General features: G+C 56.6%; 15 protein-coding genes and 2 pseudogenes. 3 read left to right on the plus strand and 14 right to left on the minus strand.

The window, feature by feature from the left end; all coding sequences use genetic code 11:
• Positions 1–79: 79 nt before the first annotated feature.
• On the minus strand, positions 80–847 hold the full coding sequence (gene spoIIR / locus VK70_RS20480; RefSeq protein WP_046723674.1) for a stage II sporulation protein R: 768 nt from the start codon (positions 845–847) through the stop codon (positions 80–82).
• 84 nt (positions 848–931) lie between these two features.
• On the opposite strand from spoIIR, the gene VK70_RS27405 reads away from it, so the two are divergent.
• On the plus strand, positions 932–1,126 hold the full coding sequence (locus VK70_RS27405) for a hypothetical protein (protein ID WP_081754716.1): 195 nt from the start codon (positions 932–934) through the stop codon (positions 1,124–1,126).
• Between the two features lie 43 nt (positions 1,127–1,169).
• Here the strand turns inward: VK70_RS27405 and VK70_RS20485 are convergent, their stop codons facing one another.
• The 9 genes and pseudogenes from VK70_RS20485 to VK70_RS20520 form a co-directional block, all read right to left on the minus strand.
• Positions 1,170–2,351 carry an FtsW/RodA/SpoVE family cell cycle protein gene (locus VK70_RS20485; protein ID WP_046723676.1) on the minus strand — a complete coding sequence of 394 codons (1,182 nt, stop codon included), beginning with the start codon at positions 2,349–2,351 and terminating at the stop codon, positions 1,170–1,172.
• 160 nt (positions 2,352–2,511) lie between these two features.
• Positions 2,512–3,009 (minus strand): annotated as a pseudogene (locus tag VK70_RS27410) (N5-glutamine methyltransferase family protein); the annotation flags it as partial.
• 564 nt (positions 3,010–3,573) lie between these two features.
• Positions 3,574–3,798, minus strand: a pseudogene (locus VK70_RS29590) (protein-(glutamine-N5) methyltransferase, release factor-specific); the annotation flags it as partial.
• A 25-nt stretch (positions 3,799–3,823) separates the two neighbouring features.
• The gene (gene prfA / locus VK70_RS20495; protein WP_025700586.1) at positions 3,824–4,891 is read right to left on the minus strand and encodes a peptide chain release factor 1; all 1,068 of its coding nucleotides are present in this window, start codon (positions 4,889–4,891) and stop codon (positions 3,824–3,826) included.
• A 323-nt stretch (positions 4,892–5,214) separates the two neighbouring features.
• Positions 5,215–6,315, minus strand: a complete 1,101-nt coding sequence (gene ychF / locus VK70_RS20500; RefSeq protein WP_025700588.1) for a redox-regulated ATPase YchF — start codon at positions 6,313–6,315, stop codon at positions 5,215–5,217.
• A 929-nt stretch (positions 6,316–7,244) separates the two neighbouring features.
• Positions 7,245–7,715: a GNAT family N-acetyltransferase gene (locus VK70_RS20505; protein WP_025700591.1), complete on the minus strand. Its 471-nt coding sequence runs from the start codon at positions 7,713–7,715 to the stop codon at positions 7,245–7,247.
• A gap of 134 nt (positions 7,716–7,849) precedes the next feature.
• A complete protein-coding gene (fni, locus tag VK70_RS20510; RefSeq protein WP_046724444.1) occupies positions 7,850–8,920 on the minus strand; it encodes a type 2 isopentenyl-diphosphate Delta-isomerase in 1,071 nt (356 codons plus the stop codon).
• A gap of 121 nt (positions 8,921–9,041) precedes the next feature.
• A complete protein-coding gene (gene cls, locus VK70_RS20515) occupies positions 9,042–10,550 on the minus strand; it encodes a cardiolipin synthase (protein ID WP_025695241.1) in 1,509 nt (502 codons plus the stop codon).
• Between the two features lie 369 nt (positions 10,551–10,919).
• Entirely contained in the window at positions 10,920–11,612 is a 693-nt protein-coding gene (locus tag VK70_RS20520; RefSeq protein ID WP_025695242.1) for a TorD/DmsD family molecular chaperone, read from the minus strand.
• A 288-nt stretch (positions 11,613–11,900) separates the two neighbouring features.
• Between VK70_RS20520 and moaA the strand changes: the two genes are divergently transcribed.
• Entirely contained in the window at positions 11,901–12,902 is a 1,002-nt protein-coding gene (gene moaA, locus VK70_RS20525) for a GTP 3',8-cyclase MoaA (RefSeq protein WP_046723678.1), read from the plus strand.
• Here moaA and VK70_RS20530 read toward each other — a convergent pair.
• Positions 12,899–13,516 carry a LysE/ArgO family amino acid transporter gene (locus tag VK70_RS20530; RefSeq protein WP_025695979.1) on the minus strand — a complete coding sequence of 206 codons (618 nt, stop codon included), beginning with the start codon at positions 13,514–13,516 and terminating at the stop codon, positions 12,899–12,901. The two genes, moaA and VK70_RS20530, sit on opposite strands and share 4 nt — an antisense overlap.
• 201 nt (positions 13,517–13,717) lie before the next feature.
• On the opposite strand from VK70_RS20530, the gene VK70_RS20535 reads away from it, so the two are divergent.
• Entirely contained in the window at positions 13,718–15,220 is a 1,503-nt protein-coding gene (locus VK70_RS20535) for an aminotransferase-like domain-containing protein (protein ID WP_082210249.1), read from the plus strand.
• Between the two features lie 80 nt (positions 15,221–15,300).
• On the opposite strand, the gene VK70_RS20540 is transcribed toward VK70_RS20535, so the two are convergent.
• Genes VK70_RS20540 through VK70_RS20550 form a run of 3 tightly spaced genes read right to left on the minus strand, consistent with a single transcriptional unit; the run spans position 15,301 to position 18,939 of the window.
• The gene (locus tag VK70_RS20540) at positions 15,301–16,476 is read right to left on the minus strand and encodes a sensor histidine kinase (protein WP_324607958.1); all 1,176 of its coding nucleotides are present in this window, start codon (positions 16,474–16,476) and stop codon (positions 15,301–15,303) included.
• Complete coding sequence (locus VK70_RS20545) at positions 16,473–17,147, minus strand: response regulator transcription factor (RefSeq protein WP_025700380.1); 675 nt, start codon at positions 17,145–17,147, stop codon at positions 16,473–16,475. Before VK70_RS20545 ends, VK70_RS20540 begins: the two co-directional genes overlap by 4 nt.
• The gene (locus VK70_RS20550; RefSeq protein ID WP_025700382.1) at positions 17,077–18,939 is read right to left on the minus strand and encodes an ABC transporter ATP-binding protein; all 1,863 of its coding nucleotides are present in this window, start codon (positions 18,937–18,939) and stop codon (positions 17,077–17,079) included. The genes VK70_RS20545 and VK70_RS20550 overlap by 71 nt, the downstream gene beginning before the upstream one ends.
• Between the last annotated feature and the right edge of the window lie 49 nt (positions 18,940–18,988).

Genomic DNA, 18,988 nt, shown 5'->3' on the forward strand with positions numbered 1-18,988 from the left:
CCAAAAATAACGGCCCCACCGCGTGGGGCCGCTTATCTATATGAAAATAGTAACATATCCGGCCGCAAAACAATAGAACCTATGCCCACAAGCCCCTGATCCAGCTTCCGATTTTGAGCAGCAGCTCCCAGACAAAGAACCTTACTTTTGGCTGCTCTGCGGGAGCTTCAGCTTGGACCGCACCATCCGGCTGCCGATCCGGCGACAGATCTGCCTGTGCCGCCTTCGTTTTTGCAGCAGCGCCTTTTCCATTCGCGGATACCTTCACGGACTTGGCCTTGGCATCGTTGGCAGGCTTGGCTGCCGCATCGCCCGATCCTGCGTCGATAAAGCAAAGCGGAGGGAACAGTACGCACCACCAGTTTTGTCCTTCTCCTTTTCCAAGTGTTACACGAAGTGCTTCATATTCTCCGGCGGGATATACCGTCCCTCCGTACAGCTTGGTCGGGAACGGAACGACACCCAGCTCCACCTTATAACCGTAGCCGATGCCTCGCTTGTCCAGTTCATTGCCCACCAGCTTATTCAGCTCCGGCAAATGCTCGCGTATTACGCCACGCGCCTGATCGAGACTCTGCGGGTCCTCTAGTTCGGCCACCCATCCATTCATCTGCGCCACAATTTTATCGCGGAGCTGCCGCTTCATTAGTTGATCCTGCGCCCCGTCCGAATTAGCGAGAATCCGCAGACGGATCGACTCCTTCGGAATCGGGCCGCCGCTAACGGCGGCATCCGTTTTTTGCCCTTCCCAGGCCATCACGACAAACATAAGGATGCAAATTAAAATAGCAGTATACGTAAAGGTCTTACGCAGCGAATCCCCGTCGATTCCTTTTTTGGCGTTCATGTTGGGATACCCCTCTCCACTCGGCTTCATGTCAGTCAGTATCCCCGGAAAGCGGAGTCCGCAAACCTATGAATCTATTTATTTTTGCAGTGCTCATGTACTCGGTTTATAGAGTATGAACACTACTTCGAGGAGGTCAAGCGCGAACTCGGCGTCCCGGTTGTATACAACGCCGACATTGGTCATGTACCGCCGCAGCTGACGCTCGTTAACGGAGCCTTGACGGCAGTGGACGCCGATAGCAAAACAACCGCCAGACCCCTTGCAAGGGAGTTCTGACGGTTGTTTATTTTTTCATACAAGTAGTTTGGGGAATCACGCCTCATCCTTGTTTGGCCGGTGCCGAATAAGACGCCTTTGGCAAATCTTCTTCTTCCTCTTGCCCGTGCAGCTTCACGCTCATCACAAGCCCGATACTCGCCATATTGATCAACAGCGAGGTGCCGCCGTAGCTGATAAAAGGCAGCGTAATGCCGGTCAGCGGCATAAGTCCGATAAAAGCTCCGATATTCTCAAAAATCTGGTATAGCATCATGGCAACGACGCCGACGATAAGGAACGGTCCGCCTCTGTCCTTGCATTCTAGCGCGATCAGAATCATCCGATGGATCAGTATAAAGTATAAGAGCAGCAGGACGGCGGAACCCACAAAGCCGAACTCCTCGGCAATCTGAACAAATATCGAATCGGCATATGTGTAAGGCACCCGATTGGCCTGAACGGTACTTCCTTTCAAATACCCTTCGCCGCTCATGCCTCCTGAAGCAATGGCCAGCATTGCATTTTTAGTTTGATAGCTGGCATCGGATGAAGCGAGTTCAGGCATAAGCCAAGGATCGAAACGGCTTACCAGATGCTCCCTGCCGATCACCTTTTCAATAAAAGCCACGGATTGGTCGTGATAATGAGTATAACTCCAAATTCCGCCCACCGTCGTTGCGGCAATCAACAGAATACCGATAAGGGCATGGGTAAATTTAATATTGCCGATCCATAGCAAGCCGAACAAAATGATAATGTAGCTCAATGCGTTGCCCAAGTCGTTCTGGGAAATCACTATACCGAATGGAAGGAGCGTCAACAGGCCAAGAGGGATCACATCGCGCCAAAACCGCAGCTTCTGCTTGTTCTTCAGCACTAGTACGGACGCCAGAAACAGAATCAGGATCAGTTTAAACAATTCAGCCGGCTGAATGCTCAGCTGGCCTATTCCAAGCCAACCTTGCGCCCCGTTGTGGGATGTGCCGATAAAGCTGACCAGAATCAGCACTCCGATTCCGAAAAGGTAGATATAAATTCCGTATTTGACCAGCAGCCGATAATCCAGGAACGCCAGGCCGAAAAAAGCGACAAATCCAAGGATGTAGTATCTAAGCATTTGGATCTGAAAACCATCGGTACTCCGGCCGTGAGTGACGCTGTATATCGACATAATGCAGATGACCATAAGCGAGATTAGAATAAAGACGATGACCCCGTCAATTTTTTTTAGCTTTTGCAGCATTTCCTGCCTCCTTGCAGTGTGTTCGGCCTGTACAGCGGAGTTTAGGGGCAGTTAGCCCCCTCTTTTAACATTGTAATGGGATCGGCAAAAGAAATCCAATCATCGCAAGGATGCTTGGATGGACAGCCGGCGGCTGGCCTATATCCGCCCCCATGACCGCTTATCGCGCAATGCCGATCACATGGCGCGGAATTCCCGCGAGATCGGGTATGGTCACGATCTCGTTCCAATGCCCGGCCGCCGCCAGCAAGGCGGCCACCTGCTCCGCCTGCCCGAGCCCGAGCTCGAAGCCGACGAGGCGCGGCGTAGCCGGGAGCAGCGGCAGCTGCTCCATCATGCGGCGGTACGGGTCAAGCCCGTCCTCGCCGCCGTCTAGCGCGGTGCGCGGCTCATGGTCGCGCACTTCGCGCTGCAGCCCGGCGATGTCTCCGCCGGGAATATAGGGCGGGTTGGAGACGAGAATATCCGTCTCCACGCCCTTGAACGGCTCGAGCAAGTCGCCGAGCCGCAGCTCCACCGCCGCGCCGAGACGCTCCGCGTTGTGGCCGGCCACGGCCAGGGCCGCCGGCGAGATGTCGCCGGCGAGCACCCGCCACGCCGGCGCTTCGGCCGCCAGCGTGACGGAGATCGCGCCGCTGCCCGCGCCGATGTCGATCGCGGTCAGGCGGCGCCCCGGGCGCGCCGCAGCGTATTCGCCACCTGCTGCCCGCTCGCCCGCATCGCCCGTCGTTTCGCCCGGCTCACCCGCATCGCTCGCGCTCGCTGCCCGCTCGCCCGCATCGCCCGTCGTTCCGCCCGGCTCACCTGCACCGCTCACGCCCGCTGCCCGTTCGCCTGCATCGCCCGTCGCTCCGCCCGGCTCACCTGCACCGCTCACGTCCGCTGCCCGCTTACTCACACCGCCCGTCGCTCCGCCCGTCTCACCTGCACCGCTCACGCCCACTGCCCGCTCACTCACACCGCCCGTCGCTCCACCCGGCTCACCTGCACCGCTCACGCCCGCTGCCCGCTCACTCACACCGCCCGTCGCTCCGCCCGGCTCACCTGCTCCGCTCACGCCTGCGGCACGTTCACCTTCATGCTCCGCCGCTCCCTGCGGCCACAGCTCCGCCGCATACCGCAGCACGGCTTCGACGAGCAGTTCCGTCTCCGGCCGGGGGATCAGCACATCCGGCGTTACCTCGAAGGAACGGCCGTAGAACTCCTGCTCCCCGGTAATGTACTGCACCGGCTCGCCGCTTCCCCTACGGGTCACGGCGGTCTCCCACTTCTCCCGCTTATCCGCAGGAAAGGGGTCGGCCATAGCCATATAGTATGCGGCGCCGGATAATCCCAGCACATGCTCCAGCAGAAGCTGGGCGCTACGCTGCGGCTCGCTGACGCCAAGGCCGCTCAAAAAAGAAGAAGCCTCCGCAAAGGCTTCCCGGATGCTTTGCACCTGCGGCATAACATAGTCGCTCCGTTTCAAAGCATTATTCTCCTTTTTCCATCAGCTCGGCCTGCTCCGCAATGGAGAGCGCCGAAATAATCTCTTCAATCTCACCGTTCATGACCGAATCCAGACGGTGCAGGGTCAGGCCGATCCGGTGATCGGTCACCCGGCTCTGCGGGAAGTTATAGGTCCGGATGCGTTCACTGCGGTCACCGGTGCCGACCTTGCTCTTCCGTTCGCCAGCGTACTTGGCTTCTTCTTCCTGACGCATCATGTCGGAGATGCGGGCGCGCAGCACTTGAAGAGCCTTCTCCTTGTTGGAGTTCTGCGACTTGCCGTCCTGACAGGTCGCCACGATTCCCGTAGGAATATGCGTTACGCGCACAGCGGACTTGGTCGTATTGACCGACTGGCCGCCCGCGCCGCTGGAACAGAACGTATCCACGCGGATATCCTTGTCAAGAATTTCGATGTCGATTTCTTCAGCTTCGGGCATTACCGCCACAGTGGAGGTGGAGGTATGAATCCGTCCGCCGGATTCCGTTGTCGGGATGCGCTGCACGCGGTGCGCGCCGCTCTCGTACTTCATTTTGCTGTAAGCGCCCCGGCCGTTAATCATAAAGATAACCTCTTTGAAGCCGCCCAGGTCATTCGTGTTGGCGTCCATCAGTTCCACGCGCCAGCCTTGGGTATCCGCAAAACGGGTGTACATACGGTACAGGTCGGATGCGAACAGTGCCGCTTCGTCACCGCCAGCAGCCCCCCGAATTTCCACAATGACGTTCTTGTCGTCGTTCGGGTCCTTCGGCAGCAGCAGGATGCGGATTGTCTCCTCAAGCTCGGTCTGCCGTTTCGACAATTCCTCGATTTCCATCTTCACCATTTCGCGCATTTCGTCGTCGAGCTTCTCGCCGAGCATCGCTTTGGCGGCGCCCAGTTCTTCCATTACATTTTTATATTCGGTATAAGCCTCATAGGCGGGCTGCAGATCGGATTGTTCTTTGGAATAGTCCCTCAGTTTCTTACTATCGCTTGCAACATCCGGATCGCAAAGCAGTTCACTGAGTTTCTCATAGCGGTCCGCCAGAGATTGCAATCGGTCCAACAAGGGAATTCACCTCTCCTAATTAAGGTTTACAAATTTAAGGTCTGATGCATTGTAGAGTTTTATGGTAAAAAAAACGTCTATACCTTATAACCGTAAAGGGTATACACGACTTTATATTATATCACGAATCTGCCGATTTGGCTACATTACGTCCTCTTCATGCCCGCACCCCAAGGCAGGGTCCCAAATCGTAAAAAAAGCCATTCCGCGTTAATGACAATATCCCCGCGAAATGGCCTTCGTCCGCTCCCGCCAGAAGATAGCTTCGCTCCATCCGCGAAGGTTCTCCGCCCGTCAGAGGCAAACATTATAACCGACAAGCTTTATACGTTAAACCGGAAATGCATAACGTCGCCGTCCTGCACGACATAATCCTTGCCTTCGAGACGCAGCTGGCCTTTTTCTTTGGCTCCATTCATAGAACCGGCGGCGACCAGATCGTCATAGGCCACTACTTCCGCCCGGATAAAACCGCGCTCGAAATCAGAGTGAATCACGCCCGCCGCGCCCGGCGCTTTCGTTCCTTTGCGGATGGTCCAGGCGCGAACCTCCTGCACGCCCGCCGTAAAGTACGTATACAGACCAAGCAGCTTGTAAGCCGCTTTGATCAGACGGTTGAGGCCTGACTCCGCGAGGCCAAGCTCTTCGAGGAACATCACCTTGTCGTCGCCTTCCAGCTCGGCGATTTCCGCCTCCACCTTCGCGCTGATCGGCACCACCTCGGCGTTCTCGGCGGCGGCGAATTCGCGCACCTGCTTCACGTACGGATTCTCTTCCGCCGTTGCAACCTCATCCTCGCCCACATTAGCCGCGTACAGCACCGGCTTCAGGGTCAGCAGATGGAGATCGCGCACAATCAGCAGTTCTTCATCTGACAGCTCCACGCTTCTCGCGGGCATATCGTTATACAGCGCTTCTTTGACGCGCTCCAACACTTCTACTTCCTGGGCGTATTGCTTGTTGCCGCCCTTCATGTTTTTGCGGGAACGGTCGATCCGCTTCTCCACGCTCTCTACATCGGCCAGAATCAGCTCCAGGTTAATCGTCTGGATGTCGCTGATCGGATTTACTTTTCCGTCGACATGAGTCACATTCTCGTCCTCGAAGCAGCGCACGACATGGACAATGGCGTCCACCTCGCGGATATGCGCCAGGAACTTATTGCCCAGCCCCTCGCCTTTGCTCGCCCCGCGCACCAGTCCGGCAATGTCAACGAACTCAAATGCGGTCGGCACTGTTTTGTTCGGCACAACCAACTCGGTCAGCTTATCCAGACGCTCGTCCGGCACTTCCACTACCCCGACATTCGGGTCGATCGTACAAAAAGGATAATTAGCCGACTCCGCGCCCGCCTGTGTAATTGCGTTAAACAGCGTCGATTTTCCGACATTTGGAAGACCAACAATACCCGCTTTCAAAGCCATTTATATGACAACTCCTATTTTCCGTTAATTGACCAATAATCCCAGTGATCTAAACTATTATATATTAGAACAAACGCCCCAGCAATACCGGAGAGACTTACGGGAGACGAGAAACAACACGGCCCGCCCGGAATAAGGAACCGTTCGAACCCAGACGATGAACCTTCCGAAAATACACACTCAAGTAACGGACCTCTCATACCGGACAACAGGCCTCCATGCTGCGATAACGAATCTTTTTTGGAAACGCTATACTCCGCCGATGTTCCATCCGCAGACTGAACATTGTGATAACGAACCTTTACCCGGTGGAACGAACCCTCGTATCAAAATAACGGACTAGCCGCATCCATTCAGGCCGACAGATCCTTCACACAGAAGCGTGTTTTTATTCTGGCAGCGCCGAAACCTTCTTAATCATCATAGCTTATGTCCTTACCACGAAGACTTATCAGCAAAATGTCTTTCAAAGCGTGGACACTCCCGCCAAATCGACATATACGTGACTCAGCAGCGTTCATGCAGAATTTCGCCTATATATTGAGTAGATTAGATTACTACCATCAATATATTGAATCTCGCTGCGGAAGTGTCAACCTATTGCCCATGTCCACCTTTTAAAAGACACCGCGCTAAAAATGTCCTCACCGAAAGGACACCGCATTTAAGCACTCATAAAATACCATCCGCTGCTCCCTTGGACAAGCACCACACCACGCGATGAAGGCGGATTTCAAGCGGCAAATATGCCGCACATGAATGTTGGATGGCAGACCACAGACAATAACCGGATCAGCTTCAAAAACTATGAGCCGGCCAGTTCCAGCACTTTTTTTACAGCGGGATCGCCCATTAAAAAGGACCTCCACTTGGAGATCCTTCGTTCCATCCTGCGATTATAGGCGGTGCCGATCGCGGCAATCATTCATCTACAGCTCTTTCGACATCGTAATGTCGGTTACGCCGTAGCCCATTTTTTTGTACAGCTCGAATGCGCGGTGGTTCTGGCCGAATACATGCAGTCCGATTTTGCGGACATTCATGCTGCGGGCCTCTTCGTCGAGCGCCTGCATGGCCTGCTTACCGTAACCTTTGCCCTGAAACGGTTCAAAAATATAAATGTCGTAAATAAATGCTTCGCGGCCGCGGCTTCCTTCAGTAACGTTGAACCAGATGTATCCAACAGGGGTATCGCTCTCTTCCTCGACGACCGAGTATAGATAAGCGCCTTCGGTATTCAGTCCGGCGGGCAAAAAGCGCGTCATCGCCTCTTTGGACTGCTTCAGCGCGTTATCCGGTTCCCAGGCTCCCGATTTTACCTTCTCCTCGGCAAAGTCGCTGGTCGATTGACTGAGGAAAAATTGAAACGTCGCTTCGTCCATTTGAACCAGTTTTATCATGATTAGACCTTCCTTATTTCGGTATTCATGCCCTTGTTACGGGCATCTGAATTAACATTCGCCTTTCGCTTGGGAGGCCGGAATGAACAGCACTCCGCACCCGGAAGAGCCGGCCGGCGCTCCCGCTACGCGCGCTAAATGCGTATAAGCCTCGGCGTGCCGCGAAGGGCACCCACGGAGGAGACGCCGATGCCGAACATCGCCGTCCTCAGCTCCAGCTCGGCCTGCTCAAGCGCCGCCTCCAGCGCCGCCTCGGATTCCACCGCCGGGCCGAGCAGACTCCGGCCGAAGCCGGCCAGATCCGCGCCGAGTGCCAGCGCTTTGGCGGCGTCGACGCCGCTCTGTAATCCCCCGCTGCCGATCAATGCGCCTTCAGGAGCAGCGGCGCGCACGTCCGCAATGCAGTCAGCGGTCGGGATACCCCAATCCGCAAACGCCTCGGCGGCGGCGCGCCTCACCGGATCAGCGCTGCGGAACTTTTCAACCTGGCTCCATGACGTTCCACCCGCTCCGCTCACGTCGATGAACGACACCCCGGCGCCGTACAGCTTAAGCGCCTTCTCGCCGTCGATGCCCCAGCCGACTTCCTTGACGCCGACCGGAACCTCCAGACTGTGGCATACCTGCTCGATCTTCCGCAGCAGCGAGCCGAAGCCTGTGTTCCCTTCCGGCTGGAACACCTCCTGAAGGCCGTTCAGATGCAGCACCAGCCAATCGGCTTCGGCGATTTCCACCGCCCGGCGGCAGTCGCCTGCATCAAAACCGTAAGACAGCTGAACCGCTCCAAGGTTCGCGATGACAGGAACGTCCGGGGCGTGTTCCCGCACCCGGAACGTAGATTCAAGCTCCGGGCGCTCCAATGCGGCCCGGATCGAACCTACACCCAGCGTCCAGCCCCGCCGCTGGGCCGCCTCGGCGAGTCGCGCGTTAATCTCTCCGGTGGCGGCGCTGCCGCCGGTCATCGAGCTGATCAGCAGCGGGGTCCGCAGACTCCGGCCGAGAAACAATGTGTCCAGCGTTATATCGTCAAAGTTCAGTTCCGGCAGCGCATTGTGCCGGAACCGGTAACGTTCAAAACCTGTAGTAACTCCTCTGCCGCCTACGTCTTCATTCAAGCACAGGCGTACATGCTCGATCTTACGCTCCCCCGTCTTTCCTTCGAGAAGATGCGGACGGGAGCCCGAAGCCTTGGCTGTCGTCTTCATTTCGTCATTCATTGTATTCGGCACTTGGCCTTTCCTCGATATATTTGTTGCCGCGGTCATATTATAACACAATTGGCGGCTCGGCCAACTTAACGCCAGCACAATTTGGGCGATTATCCCCTTACAGCAGCGGCGACATCAGCCTTGCGGCCGATTCCAGCAGCCGCACCAGCAGCCGCTTGTCCATAAACTTCTCGTGGACAATCTGCGATGTGGACAGCAGATCGCGCTCGAAATCGGAGACGATGCGTTTGACGCTCTCGGTCTGCAGCAGCAGCGCGTTCACTTCGAAGTTCAAATGGAAGCTGCGCATATCCATGTTGGCCGTGCCGATGGTGGCGATTTCGCCGTCGATGATCAGCAGCTTGGAATGAATAAACCCTTTTTCATACTCAAAAATCTTGACGCCCGCTTCCAGCAGAGCCGGGAAATAGGAATGAGACGCAAGAAACGGCAGCCATTTGTCCGGCTTGGCGGGGAACAGCAGGCGCACATCCAGCCCCGAAAGAGCGGCCACTTGCAGCGCCGTGTAGATGTCCTCGTCGGGGATAAAATACGGCGTGGCGATCCACACCGACTTCTTGGCCGAGGTGATCATGGAAAAGAAAATATTTTTGAGCGTCTGCCTCTCATTGTCCGGGCCGCTCGCGATAATCTGCACCGCCCCGCCGTCCCCGGTGTACCGAAGCTGCGGCGACAAATAATCCTGCTCCAAAATCCGCTCGCCGGTGGTGTGCATCCAGTCCAGCAGAAATATAATCTGCATCGTCCGCACCGCCTCGCCCCGCACAAGCATATGCGTGTCGCGCCAGAAGCCGTATGTTTTGCTGCGGCTTAAGTACTCATCCCCCACGTTGAGCCCGCCCATAAAGCCGACATCGCCGTCGATGACCACTATTTTGCGGTGATTCCGGTAGTTGACCCGGCTGGAAAAAAAGCTCTTGGATCTGCCGTACGCCGCCACCTGCACCCCCGCGTCGCTCAAAGCCTTCAGGAAGCTCCGGGACAACTGGATGCTGCCCACGGCATCATACATGAAGCGGACCTTGACGCCGGCGCGGGCTTTTTCAATGAGAATCTGCTGAATTCTGGTCCCGATCTCGTCAGCGCGGAAAATATAATACTCCATGTGGATATGGTGCTTCGCCTGGCGCAGCTCCAGCAGGAGCGTCCCGAACGTCTCCTCGCCATTCGTCAGCACCCGCGTCTCCGAAGAGAAAGAGATCGGCGAACGTGCCAGACGCTGCGACAGGCCAAGCAGCTTGCGCTGCGTGGCGTTAAACATCGACCAATCCTGATGCAGGCGCAGGGCGTCGTTCTCAATCCGCTCATAGGCCATCAGGTCGCGTTGGGCCTTTTTGTCGTATTTGCGGCGCTTGAACACATTTTGCCCGAATAGGAAATAGAACACGAGTCCCACCACCGGAATCAGCGCAAGCAGCAGAATCCAGGCCATCGTCGTCGACGGGTTGCGGTTCTCCATAAAAATGGCAAGTCCGATCGAAACGACCGTCAATGTGGAAAAAATACTGATGATCGTGCCGCCGGTGCTGCCGAAAAAGCCAAAGCCAAAATAATAAAAGGCGAGCAAAGCTCCTATGATGATCGTTGACTGTATTCCTCTTCTCATTGACACCCTACCTCTGCAATTGATCACAACAGCTATGGAATACCATCATACATTTTACATGATAGATGACTTTCTTCCTATCATCATCGACATAAAAACTATAAATACGACAAAACTGTAACCTGATCCATGCGTTTTCATCATAAAAATCAAAGAGCGGGCGAGCCCGCTGCCGTACTTGACGCAGATACGCTTCAGCATTGTCGTCCGGGCCGCAGCAGCCGCATAACCGGCAAAAAGCCATCCTTCGCTTTAACGATGAGGATGGCTTTTATTTTGGTGCACACGGCCTTGCATTGAGGCCGACTCAAAAAATGCCCGGAATCTCCAGGCATTCATCTCATAAATTATCGCTGGCAGAGACCAGCGCTACCTCGCCGCCGCTGCGCTCTCCAGATAAGCTTTCCAGGACTCTAGCATATGTAGATCATAAGGAAGAAACTCCTCCAACATGCGGGATAATCCCCGGTACAGCGGGCTGTCGGTCGCCGAATTCAATCTTTCGCAGAATTCAGGCACCCAGAGCAGCAAATGCTCCCTGAGGAAATTCTCCTGGGTGCTCAGCTGTTCCATCGCGCTTCGGGCGGAAAAGCTGTTATACAGCATACGATCGTGAAGCACGGCCATAAACTCCAGCTCGATGGCAATGTGATCGTCGGCTTCGTCGCCGCATTTTTTGAACACGATGCCTGCTGACGCATACACATCGGAAATGACGTTGCAGAATTCCTCCGCTTCTCCAAGCAGGGCCGCTTCTCTCGGCTTAAAGCCGATCACGGTTTCGTCACGCATCAACCGGTCGTATTCCGCAGCCTCTTTCTCGCAGACCTTAAGAAGATCATGCGGATTCTGGCTGTGCAAGTAGCGCTTCAGCTCACGCCCTCCCTCCGACATCTCCGCAGCAGCGCCGATTTGCCGGTTGCTGCTCCACTGCGCGATTCGCGACAGAGTCGGTCTTCTTCCGAAAAAATCAGTAAACAGCTGGTATATCAATCCCCTGCATTCCAGCCAATGGTTGAAGGCTTCCGAAACGTTAAGGGGAGGAACGGTCACTGTGGTCATTTACAAAATGCCTCCTTTTAATAATCCGTCACCGCACATTCTGCGGCTCGATAATGAAAAGTTATCACGGCTTTATATTTTTATTATAGCCCAGGTTGAAAACGCTTTTCGTGAGCATTCTATGGCGATTGGGTTGAATTGTCGCATTCCTGTCAAATTTACTCCTCTTCTTGTACTTCCTTATGCTACTATTTAAAAAATTGCCAAAGAGTCTGCATTGACGGCATTACTGATAATCTTTAAAATTTGAAATATTATACCGAACGACGAAAGGGGAAAAATCCCGCTATGGAACTGCTGACAGACCCTTTTGGACGCGTACACGATTATATGCGCATTTCGGTTACAGACCGCTGCAATCTGCGCTGTATTTATTGTATGCCTGCGGAAGGAATGCATTTCCAGCCGCATGACGAGATCATGAGCTATGAAGAAATCACCGCTGTCGTGAAGGCGCTCGCTCCGGCCGGACTCCGCAAAGTGCGCCTTACCGGCGGTGAGCCGCTGGTACGCAAAGAATTAGAGCGGCTGGTCGCCATGCTGTCCTCCATTCCGGGCATTGAGGATATTTCACTTACCACCAACGGCCTGCTGCTGCCCGCCAAAGCGGCGGCGCTCAAGGCAGCCGGTCTTTCGAGGGTAAATATCAGCCTCGACTCCCTGCGGCAGGAGCGCTACTCGATGATTACGCGCGGCGGCGATGTAGCCAAGGTGCTGAAAGGAATCGAGGCGGCGCAAGCCGCGGGGCTCTCGCCCATTAAGCTTAATGTGGTACTCATGAAGGGCATCAACGATGACGAAATCAAGGATTTTATCGCCCTTACTCTAAATCATCCGCTGAATGTGCGGTTTATCGAATATATGCCGATCGGCAGCGCGACCGACGCCTGGCGGCAGTCGTACCTGCCTCTGGAAAGAGTGCTCGAAGCCTGCCGCGAAGCCGGATGGGAGACTGAGAAAGCCCATGCGCCTGCCGGAAACGGCCCGTCCCAAGACAGCCGTGTCGTCGGCGCTAAAGGCACATTCGGTCTGATTCATCCGGTAAGCGAGCATTTCTGCGACAACTGCAACCGGCTGCGCCTTACGGCAGACGGCCATATCAAAGCCTGCCTGTACTGGTCCGACGAATACAACGTGCGGCCGCTGACGAATGATCCGGAGGCCGTCCGCGGTTTATTCCGCAAGGCACTCGGAGGCAAGCCCCATAACCACGAAATGGCGCTGGCGCTGGAGAAGAAAGCCCAGAGCCATACGCCTACGAGCCGCCGCATGTCGCAAATCGGCGGTTAAGCCGCAAGCAGGCTCCACAGCTGCCGGGCCATATATCCGGCCATCGCCCACAGCAGCAGCGCCGAGGCAATGTTCAGCGCCCGAACCAGCCTGCCGGAGGGGTCGGCCTTGCCGAGCGCGCTTCCGGCGGCGGCTAAGGCCATGAACCACAGCCAGGACACCCCGGCGGCGGCTGCGGCGAACGCCCAGCGCTCCGCGCCGCCGTACTGCAGGGAGCTTGTGCCGATCACGCCCACTGTATCCATCAGAGCATGCGGATTCAGCAGCGATACCGACAGCGCAAAGGCGATCTGCTCTTTTGAAGGGAGAATAACGGCGCGTTCACCCGCCCGGCTCCCCCGCAGGATTTTCCAGCCCATCACGGCCAAAAAGACGACTCCCGCCCCGTAAATGAAAGGCGTCAGCCAAGTTAGCGACAGTACAGCCAGGGACACTCCCCCTACGGCTGCGAAGATCAGCAGCGTGTCGCACAGCGCCGCCGTTATTATAGCGGGAAGCGCCCCTTTGTATCGCGGTTGCAGCGCCCCTTGGTTAAACACAAAGATATTCTGCGCTCCAAGCGGCAGAATAAGGCCAATAGCCAATACCATTCCATGAATGACCGCTTCCATCAACAACTTCCTCCCTTATGCAAGGCAATTCGCCGCGTTCGCTGCGGGCCTTTAACGAATATTACATCCTTTCCGGCCTTCCGAGACCATCCAAATGCCGGGCAGTCAACCCAACCAAATGAAACATCTGCTGTCAATCATGCTATACTGTGGTCAACTTACCGGAACAAGCGAGTAAATTCTTTAATCAGGGAGGTTCTTTTCATGCAGACCCGGGCACCGCTGCCTTGCAGCAGCCTCGATCAGCGCAGCGCCAGCGCTTCTTTAGCGGATTGGCGTCCGGACCGGGACTCGCCGCTGCCGATATACGCGCAAATTGCCGGATATTTCCGGGCCAAAATCGGCGGCGGTGACTGGCCTGAAGGCATGAAGCTGCCGCCGCAGCGCGAGTTGGCCCGTCAGCTTGGCGTCAACCGCAGTACGGTTGTTGCCGCACTCGGCCAGCTGGCTGCGCTCGGGCTCATTGAAGGAAGACAAGGAGGAGGCACAAGGGTAGCGGGGAAAGAGGGAACGCAGAAGACGGCGGGAAGCTGGAACGATTACGTGGAGGAAGGCATCCATTATCCCAATTTGCCGGCCGTCCAGGTGATCAACCGTCTGGAATTTAGGCCGGAGCTGCTTCGGCTCGGAACCGGGGAGCTCGCCCCCGAGTTGCTGCCGGACGAGCAGATGCGCTCCATTCTCGCGGAGCTGACCCGTGAAGAGCTGCCGCTGGCGTATGAGGAGCCGCTCGGCAGTCTAAGGCTTCGGCGGGCGGTCAGCAAAGAGCTCGGGAGAACCGGCATTCAGGCGGAGCCGTCCTCGATTCTGATCCTCTCCGGGGCGCTTCAGGGCATTCAGCTTATCTCTCTCGGGCTGCTGCCGAAAGGGGCGGCCGTTCTATTGGAGAAGCCCTCTTATTTGTATTCCATTCATTCTTTCCAGTCGGCGGGGGTCAAGCTGTACGGCCTGCCCATGGACGATCGGGGTCTCGTAACGGAAGGGCTGGAAGCCCAGGCAGCCCAAGCCAAGGCGGCGCTGCTGTATACGATACCGTCCTTTCATAACCCGACCGGTATTCTTATGGACGCGGAGCGGCGGCGGGAACTGATGGAGAAGACGGCGGCGCTGGGACTACCCGTGCTGGAGGATGGCGCCTATCAGGACCTGTGGCTGGATGCGCCGCCGCCGCTGCCGCTCAAAGCGCTCGACCGGAATGGACAGGTGCTCCATCTGGTCACCCTGTCGAAATCCGCCAGTCCCGGACTGCGGATCGGCTGGGTGACCGGGCCCGAGCAGGTGATCCGGCGTCTCGCGGATATCAAAATGCAAACGGATTACGGCGCAAGCTCTCTCTCGCAGCTTGCGGCGGCCAAGTGGCTGGAGGACGGCTGCCACGAACGGCATACAGGCGCCCTGCGTCTTATGCTGCGCCAGCGCCGTGATCTGATGCTGGAGCTGCTGGAGCGTTATTTTGCTGGACTGGCGGAGTGGAGCAAGCCTTCCGGCGGCTTCTATGTATGGCTGCGTCTGAGCAAGTCCCTCCCGCTGCCGAAGCTGTTCCGCGCAGCGCTTGCGGAAGGGCTGCTGCTGAACACCGGCGATCTGTACGACCGTTCGGACGCAAGGCATCTGCGCCTTTCTTACGCCTATGCCTCACCATCAGGACTGGAACAGGGGATTGCCAAGCTGGCTGAGCTTGTCCGCCGGATGGAGCGGCTATCCTGAGACCGAGAGAACAGCCGGAACCTGTGCGATCCGGACTTTCGCGGCTTCTTCCTTCACCGCAGCAGCATTTTGTATGGGGGTTACTCCCGCTCCCGTTCTTCCTTCACAGACAGCGGCAGCGTCACGATAATCTCAGTCCCCTCGCCAAGGCGGCTCTCGGCGCGGACTTCTCCAAGGTGAAGATCGACAATCTTCTTCACCAGCGACAGTCCCAGTCCGCTGCCTCCGGCACCCGCGCTTCTTGCTTTGTCCGCCTTGTAGAACCGCTCGAAGATGCGGGGCAGGTCCTCCTTGGAGATGCCCGCTCCGGTATCAGAGACAACAACCTCCGCTTCCGTTCCAATCAGGCGCGCCGTTATCATGACCTTCCCGCCCGGCGGAGTAAACTTGATGCTGTTATGCAGGAGGTTGTTCCAGACCTGGCTGAGCAGGTCTTCGGCCCCTGTCACCGTTACTTCAGCAAGCTCCGCCTCCACTTCGATTCCTTTGCCCATCCACTGCGGCTCGCAGGCCAGCAGGATGTTCCGGAGCTGCTTGTCAAGACGGTAGGGCTTCGCTTCTAACGGAAAGCTGCCGGACTCCAGCACCGACAGCTTGAGCAGGCTGTCGCTAAGGCCCGACAGCCGGGCGCTCTCGGCCTCGATAATATCCAAGTAGTGCTCCCGGGTTTCCCGGCTGAGATCTTCGCGGCGCAGTGCGCGGGCGAAGCCGCGAATGGAAGTGAGCGGCGACTGAATCTCATGCGATACATTCGAGATGAAGTCCTGCCGCATCGTCTCCATCCGGCTCAGCTCGCTGGCCATTTCATTGATTCCTTCCACGAGTTCGCCCATTCGTCCGTAGCGTTCGACATCTTCCACCTTGGCCGTAAAATCCCCTTTGGAAATCCGCCGGACGGCATTCAGAATCGGGGAATAAAATTTGTTCTGCTTCCCATACGTAATCAGGGAGATCAGTCCGCCAATGCAGAACAGAATGAGAAATCCGAGCAGCATGCCCAGCAGCTGTGACACATAGACGGATGAAGGAGCGCCAAATCTCTGGAACAGTACTCTCAAGATGAAGTAGGAAGCCGTCCACGAGATGATGAGGGACGAAAAGCCCGCCAGCATTCCGAGGAATCCCCGGACGGCTCTCCCCAGCCGCTTCATTCCACGCCCTCCGGCCGGCTGCCGGGACCGTTCCTGGCGCGGACGGCGGTTCCGGACCGCCCGCTCCGGAGCCGCCCGCTCTGACGCTCGCTTCCGCCGCTTCATTCCGCACTCTCCAGCCGGTAGCCGAGACCGCGCACGGTGCGGATGGCGAATCCGTACCGCTCGCTCGGGAAGCGTTCGCGCAGCCGATTGATATGCACATCCAGCGTGCGTTCATTGCCCTCGAAGTCATAGCCCCAGATCTCCTCGATCAACCGCTCGCGCGCCAGCGTCTGTCCGGGGTAGCTCGCCAGCCTGAACAGCAGCTCGTATTCTTTCAGGGGCAGCGTCAGATCGCCGTCATTGGATTGAATCTCGTAGGTTCTGCGGTTCATCTTCAGCCTGCCGACGGTTACGCTCTGGGCGGCGGAAATCTGATACCTTTTCAGCAGCGCCTTGACGCGGGCGATCAACACGGGCGGCTCAAACGGTTTGACGAGATAATCGTCGGTCCCAAGCTCGAAGCCCTTCACAATCTGCGACGTTTCGCCTTTGGCCGTGAGCATGAGCAGCGGAAAATCGTAATCCTTCCGCAGTTCGCGGCAGAGCTGCCAGCCATCCATGTTCGGCATCATGACATCGAGAATCACCATGTCGGCGGTGTGATCCGCGAGAAAATCCAGCGCTGCTTTCCCATCGGAAGCCTCGGACACTTCCATGCCTTCAGCTTTCAAAAATACGGCTACCAACTCGCGGATGTGCGGATCGTCGTCCACCACCAGTATTTTGGCCATGTCCGGCACTCTCCTCTCCTTCGCCGTGTTCCCGTGATTCCGTATTGGCCGTCTGAAGCTGCTGCTGCGCAAATTCGCGGTAGAGGCTGTGCTCCCGCAGCAGTTCTTCGTGTCTTCCCCTGCCGGTAATCTCGCCCTTTTCCATAAAAAGAATCTGATCGGCATTCACCACCGTGGACAGCCGATGCGCGATAACAATAGTCGTCCGGCCTTTCATCAGATTGGACAGTGCCTTCTGCACGACCGCTTCGGATTTGCTGTCTAGACTTGAGGTGGCTTCGTCCAGCATCAGGATTTTCGGATCTCTCAGCAGCGCCCGGGCAATCGCAATCCGCTGCCGCTGTCCGCCCGACAGCTTCACGCCGCGCTCGCCGACTTCGGTGTCGTAACCATCCGGCAGCTCGTCGATGAAGGTGTCGGCATACGCCATCGCCGCTGCCTGCCGCATTTCCGCCAAATCAACCTCCCGGTCCAGCCCGTAGCGGAGATTGTCGGCAATCGTTCCGGCCAGCAGCGGGCTTTCCTGGGAGACGTAGCCGATTCCTCTGCGCCAGGAGGACAGCGAGAAATCCGTAATCGGCTTGCCGTCCAGCCGGATTACGCCTTCCTGCGGCTGATAGAACCGTTCAAGCAGGGAGAACAGCGTCGTCTTCCCGCCGCCGCTCGGGCCGACAATCGCAGTCACCTCTCCCGGCGTTATGGAGCAGCTTACCCTATTCAGCACTGGCTCTCCCGCCTTGTATCCGAAGGAGACATTTTCAAGCGTAATCGGCAGCCGCGACCCTCCGGCCATCTCTTCCCCTTCGTAATTCTCTTCTTCATGCATCAGCATCTCCATCAGCCGCTCCGAAGCGCCCATCGCTTTCTGAATTTGGGTGAAGAAGGTGGTTAGTTGGGTCAGCGGCATAATGATCTGGATCAGATAGAGGATAAAAGCGACCAGTTCCCCCGCCGTCAGCGCGCCGCTCGACACCTGCATTCCGCCGTAGCCGATAATGACCACCAGCAGCATCATAAAAATGAGCGAGACAAGCGGAGTGATCCATGCGCTGACCTTGCCTTCGCGTATGCCGTAGGAGAGCAGTTTCGTAATGACGCTTTTTCCGGATTCGTATTCCCGGCGTTCCGCTCCGGACGCCTTGACCAGCCGAATTTCCGACAGCACACCGCTGAGCACCGCCGTAAAGGAAGCCGTCTCATCCTGCATGCCTTTGGAAATCTTGTACATCATCCGCCCGAGCGGCACAAGGACAAGCGCCGAAAGAGGCAGCACGGTGAACAGGACCAGCGTCATTTTCCAATTCAGATAAAATAGCACTGAGATCGAACCGACAATGGAAATGATGCCGGTGAACAGGCTGGCGGCATGTTCCGATACCAGCGTCTTGATAATTCCCGTATCGCTTGTCATGCGGCTGACGCTTTCGCCTGTCCGGATGTCGTTATAATAGGTGACAGGCAGCAGAAGGAGCTTGCGCCATAGACGTTCCCTTAAGCCGGCAACCATTTTCTGGCCCGCATAGTTCAGCAGGTAGACGGATATGCCCGCGGCGGCGGTCTGGGCGATGAAAGCGCCGGCGATTCCGGCGATCTGCAGCCAGCTTACCGAAGCCAGCGAAAATCCGTCGACCAGCCCTTTGGTAAACATCGGGATGACCAGCGACACCAGCGTGGAAATGACGCTGAGCGTAATAGCCAGGGCAAGCAGACCATACGGCGGTTTCGTTTCTTTAAGCAATTTGAGAAATGGACGGAGGTTCTTTCCGCCCCTAGGCTTTGTTGAGGTTGTCATTGATAATCCTTCCCTTCATGGCGAATAATCACAAAATACTCCCTCTTTG

It is taken from the genome of Paenibacillus durus ATCC 35681, assembly GCF_000993825.1.
Classification (GTDB): Bacteria; Bacillota; Bacilli; order Paenibacillales; family Paenibacillaceae; genus Paenibacillus_AQ; species Paenibacillus_AQ durus_B.

Bases quoted from the DNA above. Each gene is read 5' to 3' on its own strand.
- spoIIR (WP_046723674.1), bottom strand. From the start codon at position 847: ATGAACGCCAAAAAAGGAATCGACGGGGATTCGCTGCGTAAGACCTTT.
- VK70_RS20485 (WP_046723676.1), bottom strand. From the start codon at position 2,351: ATGCTGCAAAAGCTAAAAAAAATTGACGGGGTCATCGTCTTTATTCTA.
- ychF (WP_025700588.1), bottom strand. From the start codon at position 6,315: ATGGCTTTGAAAGCGGGTATTGTTGGTCTTCCAAATGTCGGAAAATCG.
- VK70_RS20505 (WP_025700591.1), bottom strand. From the start codon at position 7,715: ATGATAAAACTGGTTCAAATGGACGAAGCGACGTTTCAATTTTTCCTC.
- fni (WP_046724444.1), bottom strand. From the start codon at position 8,920: ATGAAGACGACAGCCAAGGCTTCGGGCTCCCGTCCGCATCTTCTCGAA.
- cls (WP_025695241.1), bottom strand. From the start codon at position 10,550: ATGAGAAGAGGAATACAGTCAACGATCATCATAGGAGCTTTGCTCGCC.
- VK70_RS20520 (WP_025695242.1), bottom strand. From the start codon at position 11,612: ATGACCACAGTGACCGTTCCTCCCCTTAACGTTTCGGAAGCCTTCAAC.
- moaA (WP_046723678.1), top strand. From the start codon at position 11,901: ATGGAACTGCTGACAGACCCTTTTGGACGCGTACACGATTATATGCGC.
- VK70_RS20535 (WP_082210249.1), top strand. From the start codon at position 13,718: ATGCAGACCCGGGCACCGCTGCCTTGCAGCAGCCTCGATCAGCGCAGC.
- VK70_RS20540 (WP_324607958.1), bottom strand. From the start codon at position 16,476: ATGAAGCGGCGGAAGCGAGCGTCAGAGCGGGCGGCTCCGGAGCGGGCG.
- VK70_RS20545 (WP_025700380.1), bottom strand. From the start codon at position 17,147: ATGGCCAAAATACTGGTGGTGGACGACGATCCGCACATCCGCGAGTTG.
- VK70_RS20550 (WP_025700382.1), bottom strand. From the start codon at position 18,939: ATGACAACCTCAACAAAGCCTAGGGGCGGAAAGAACCTCCGTCCATTT.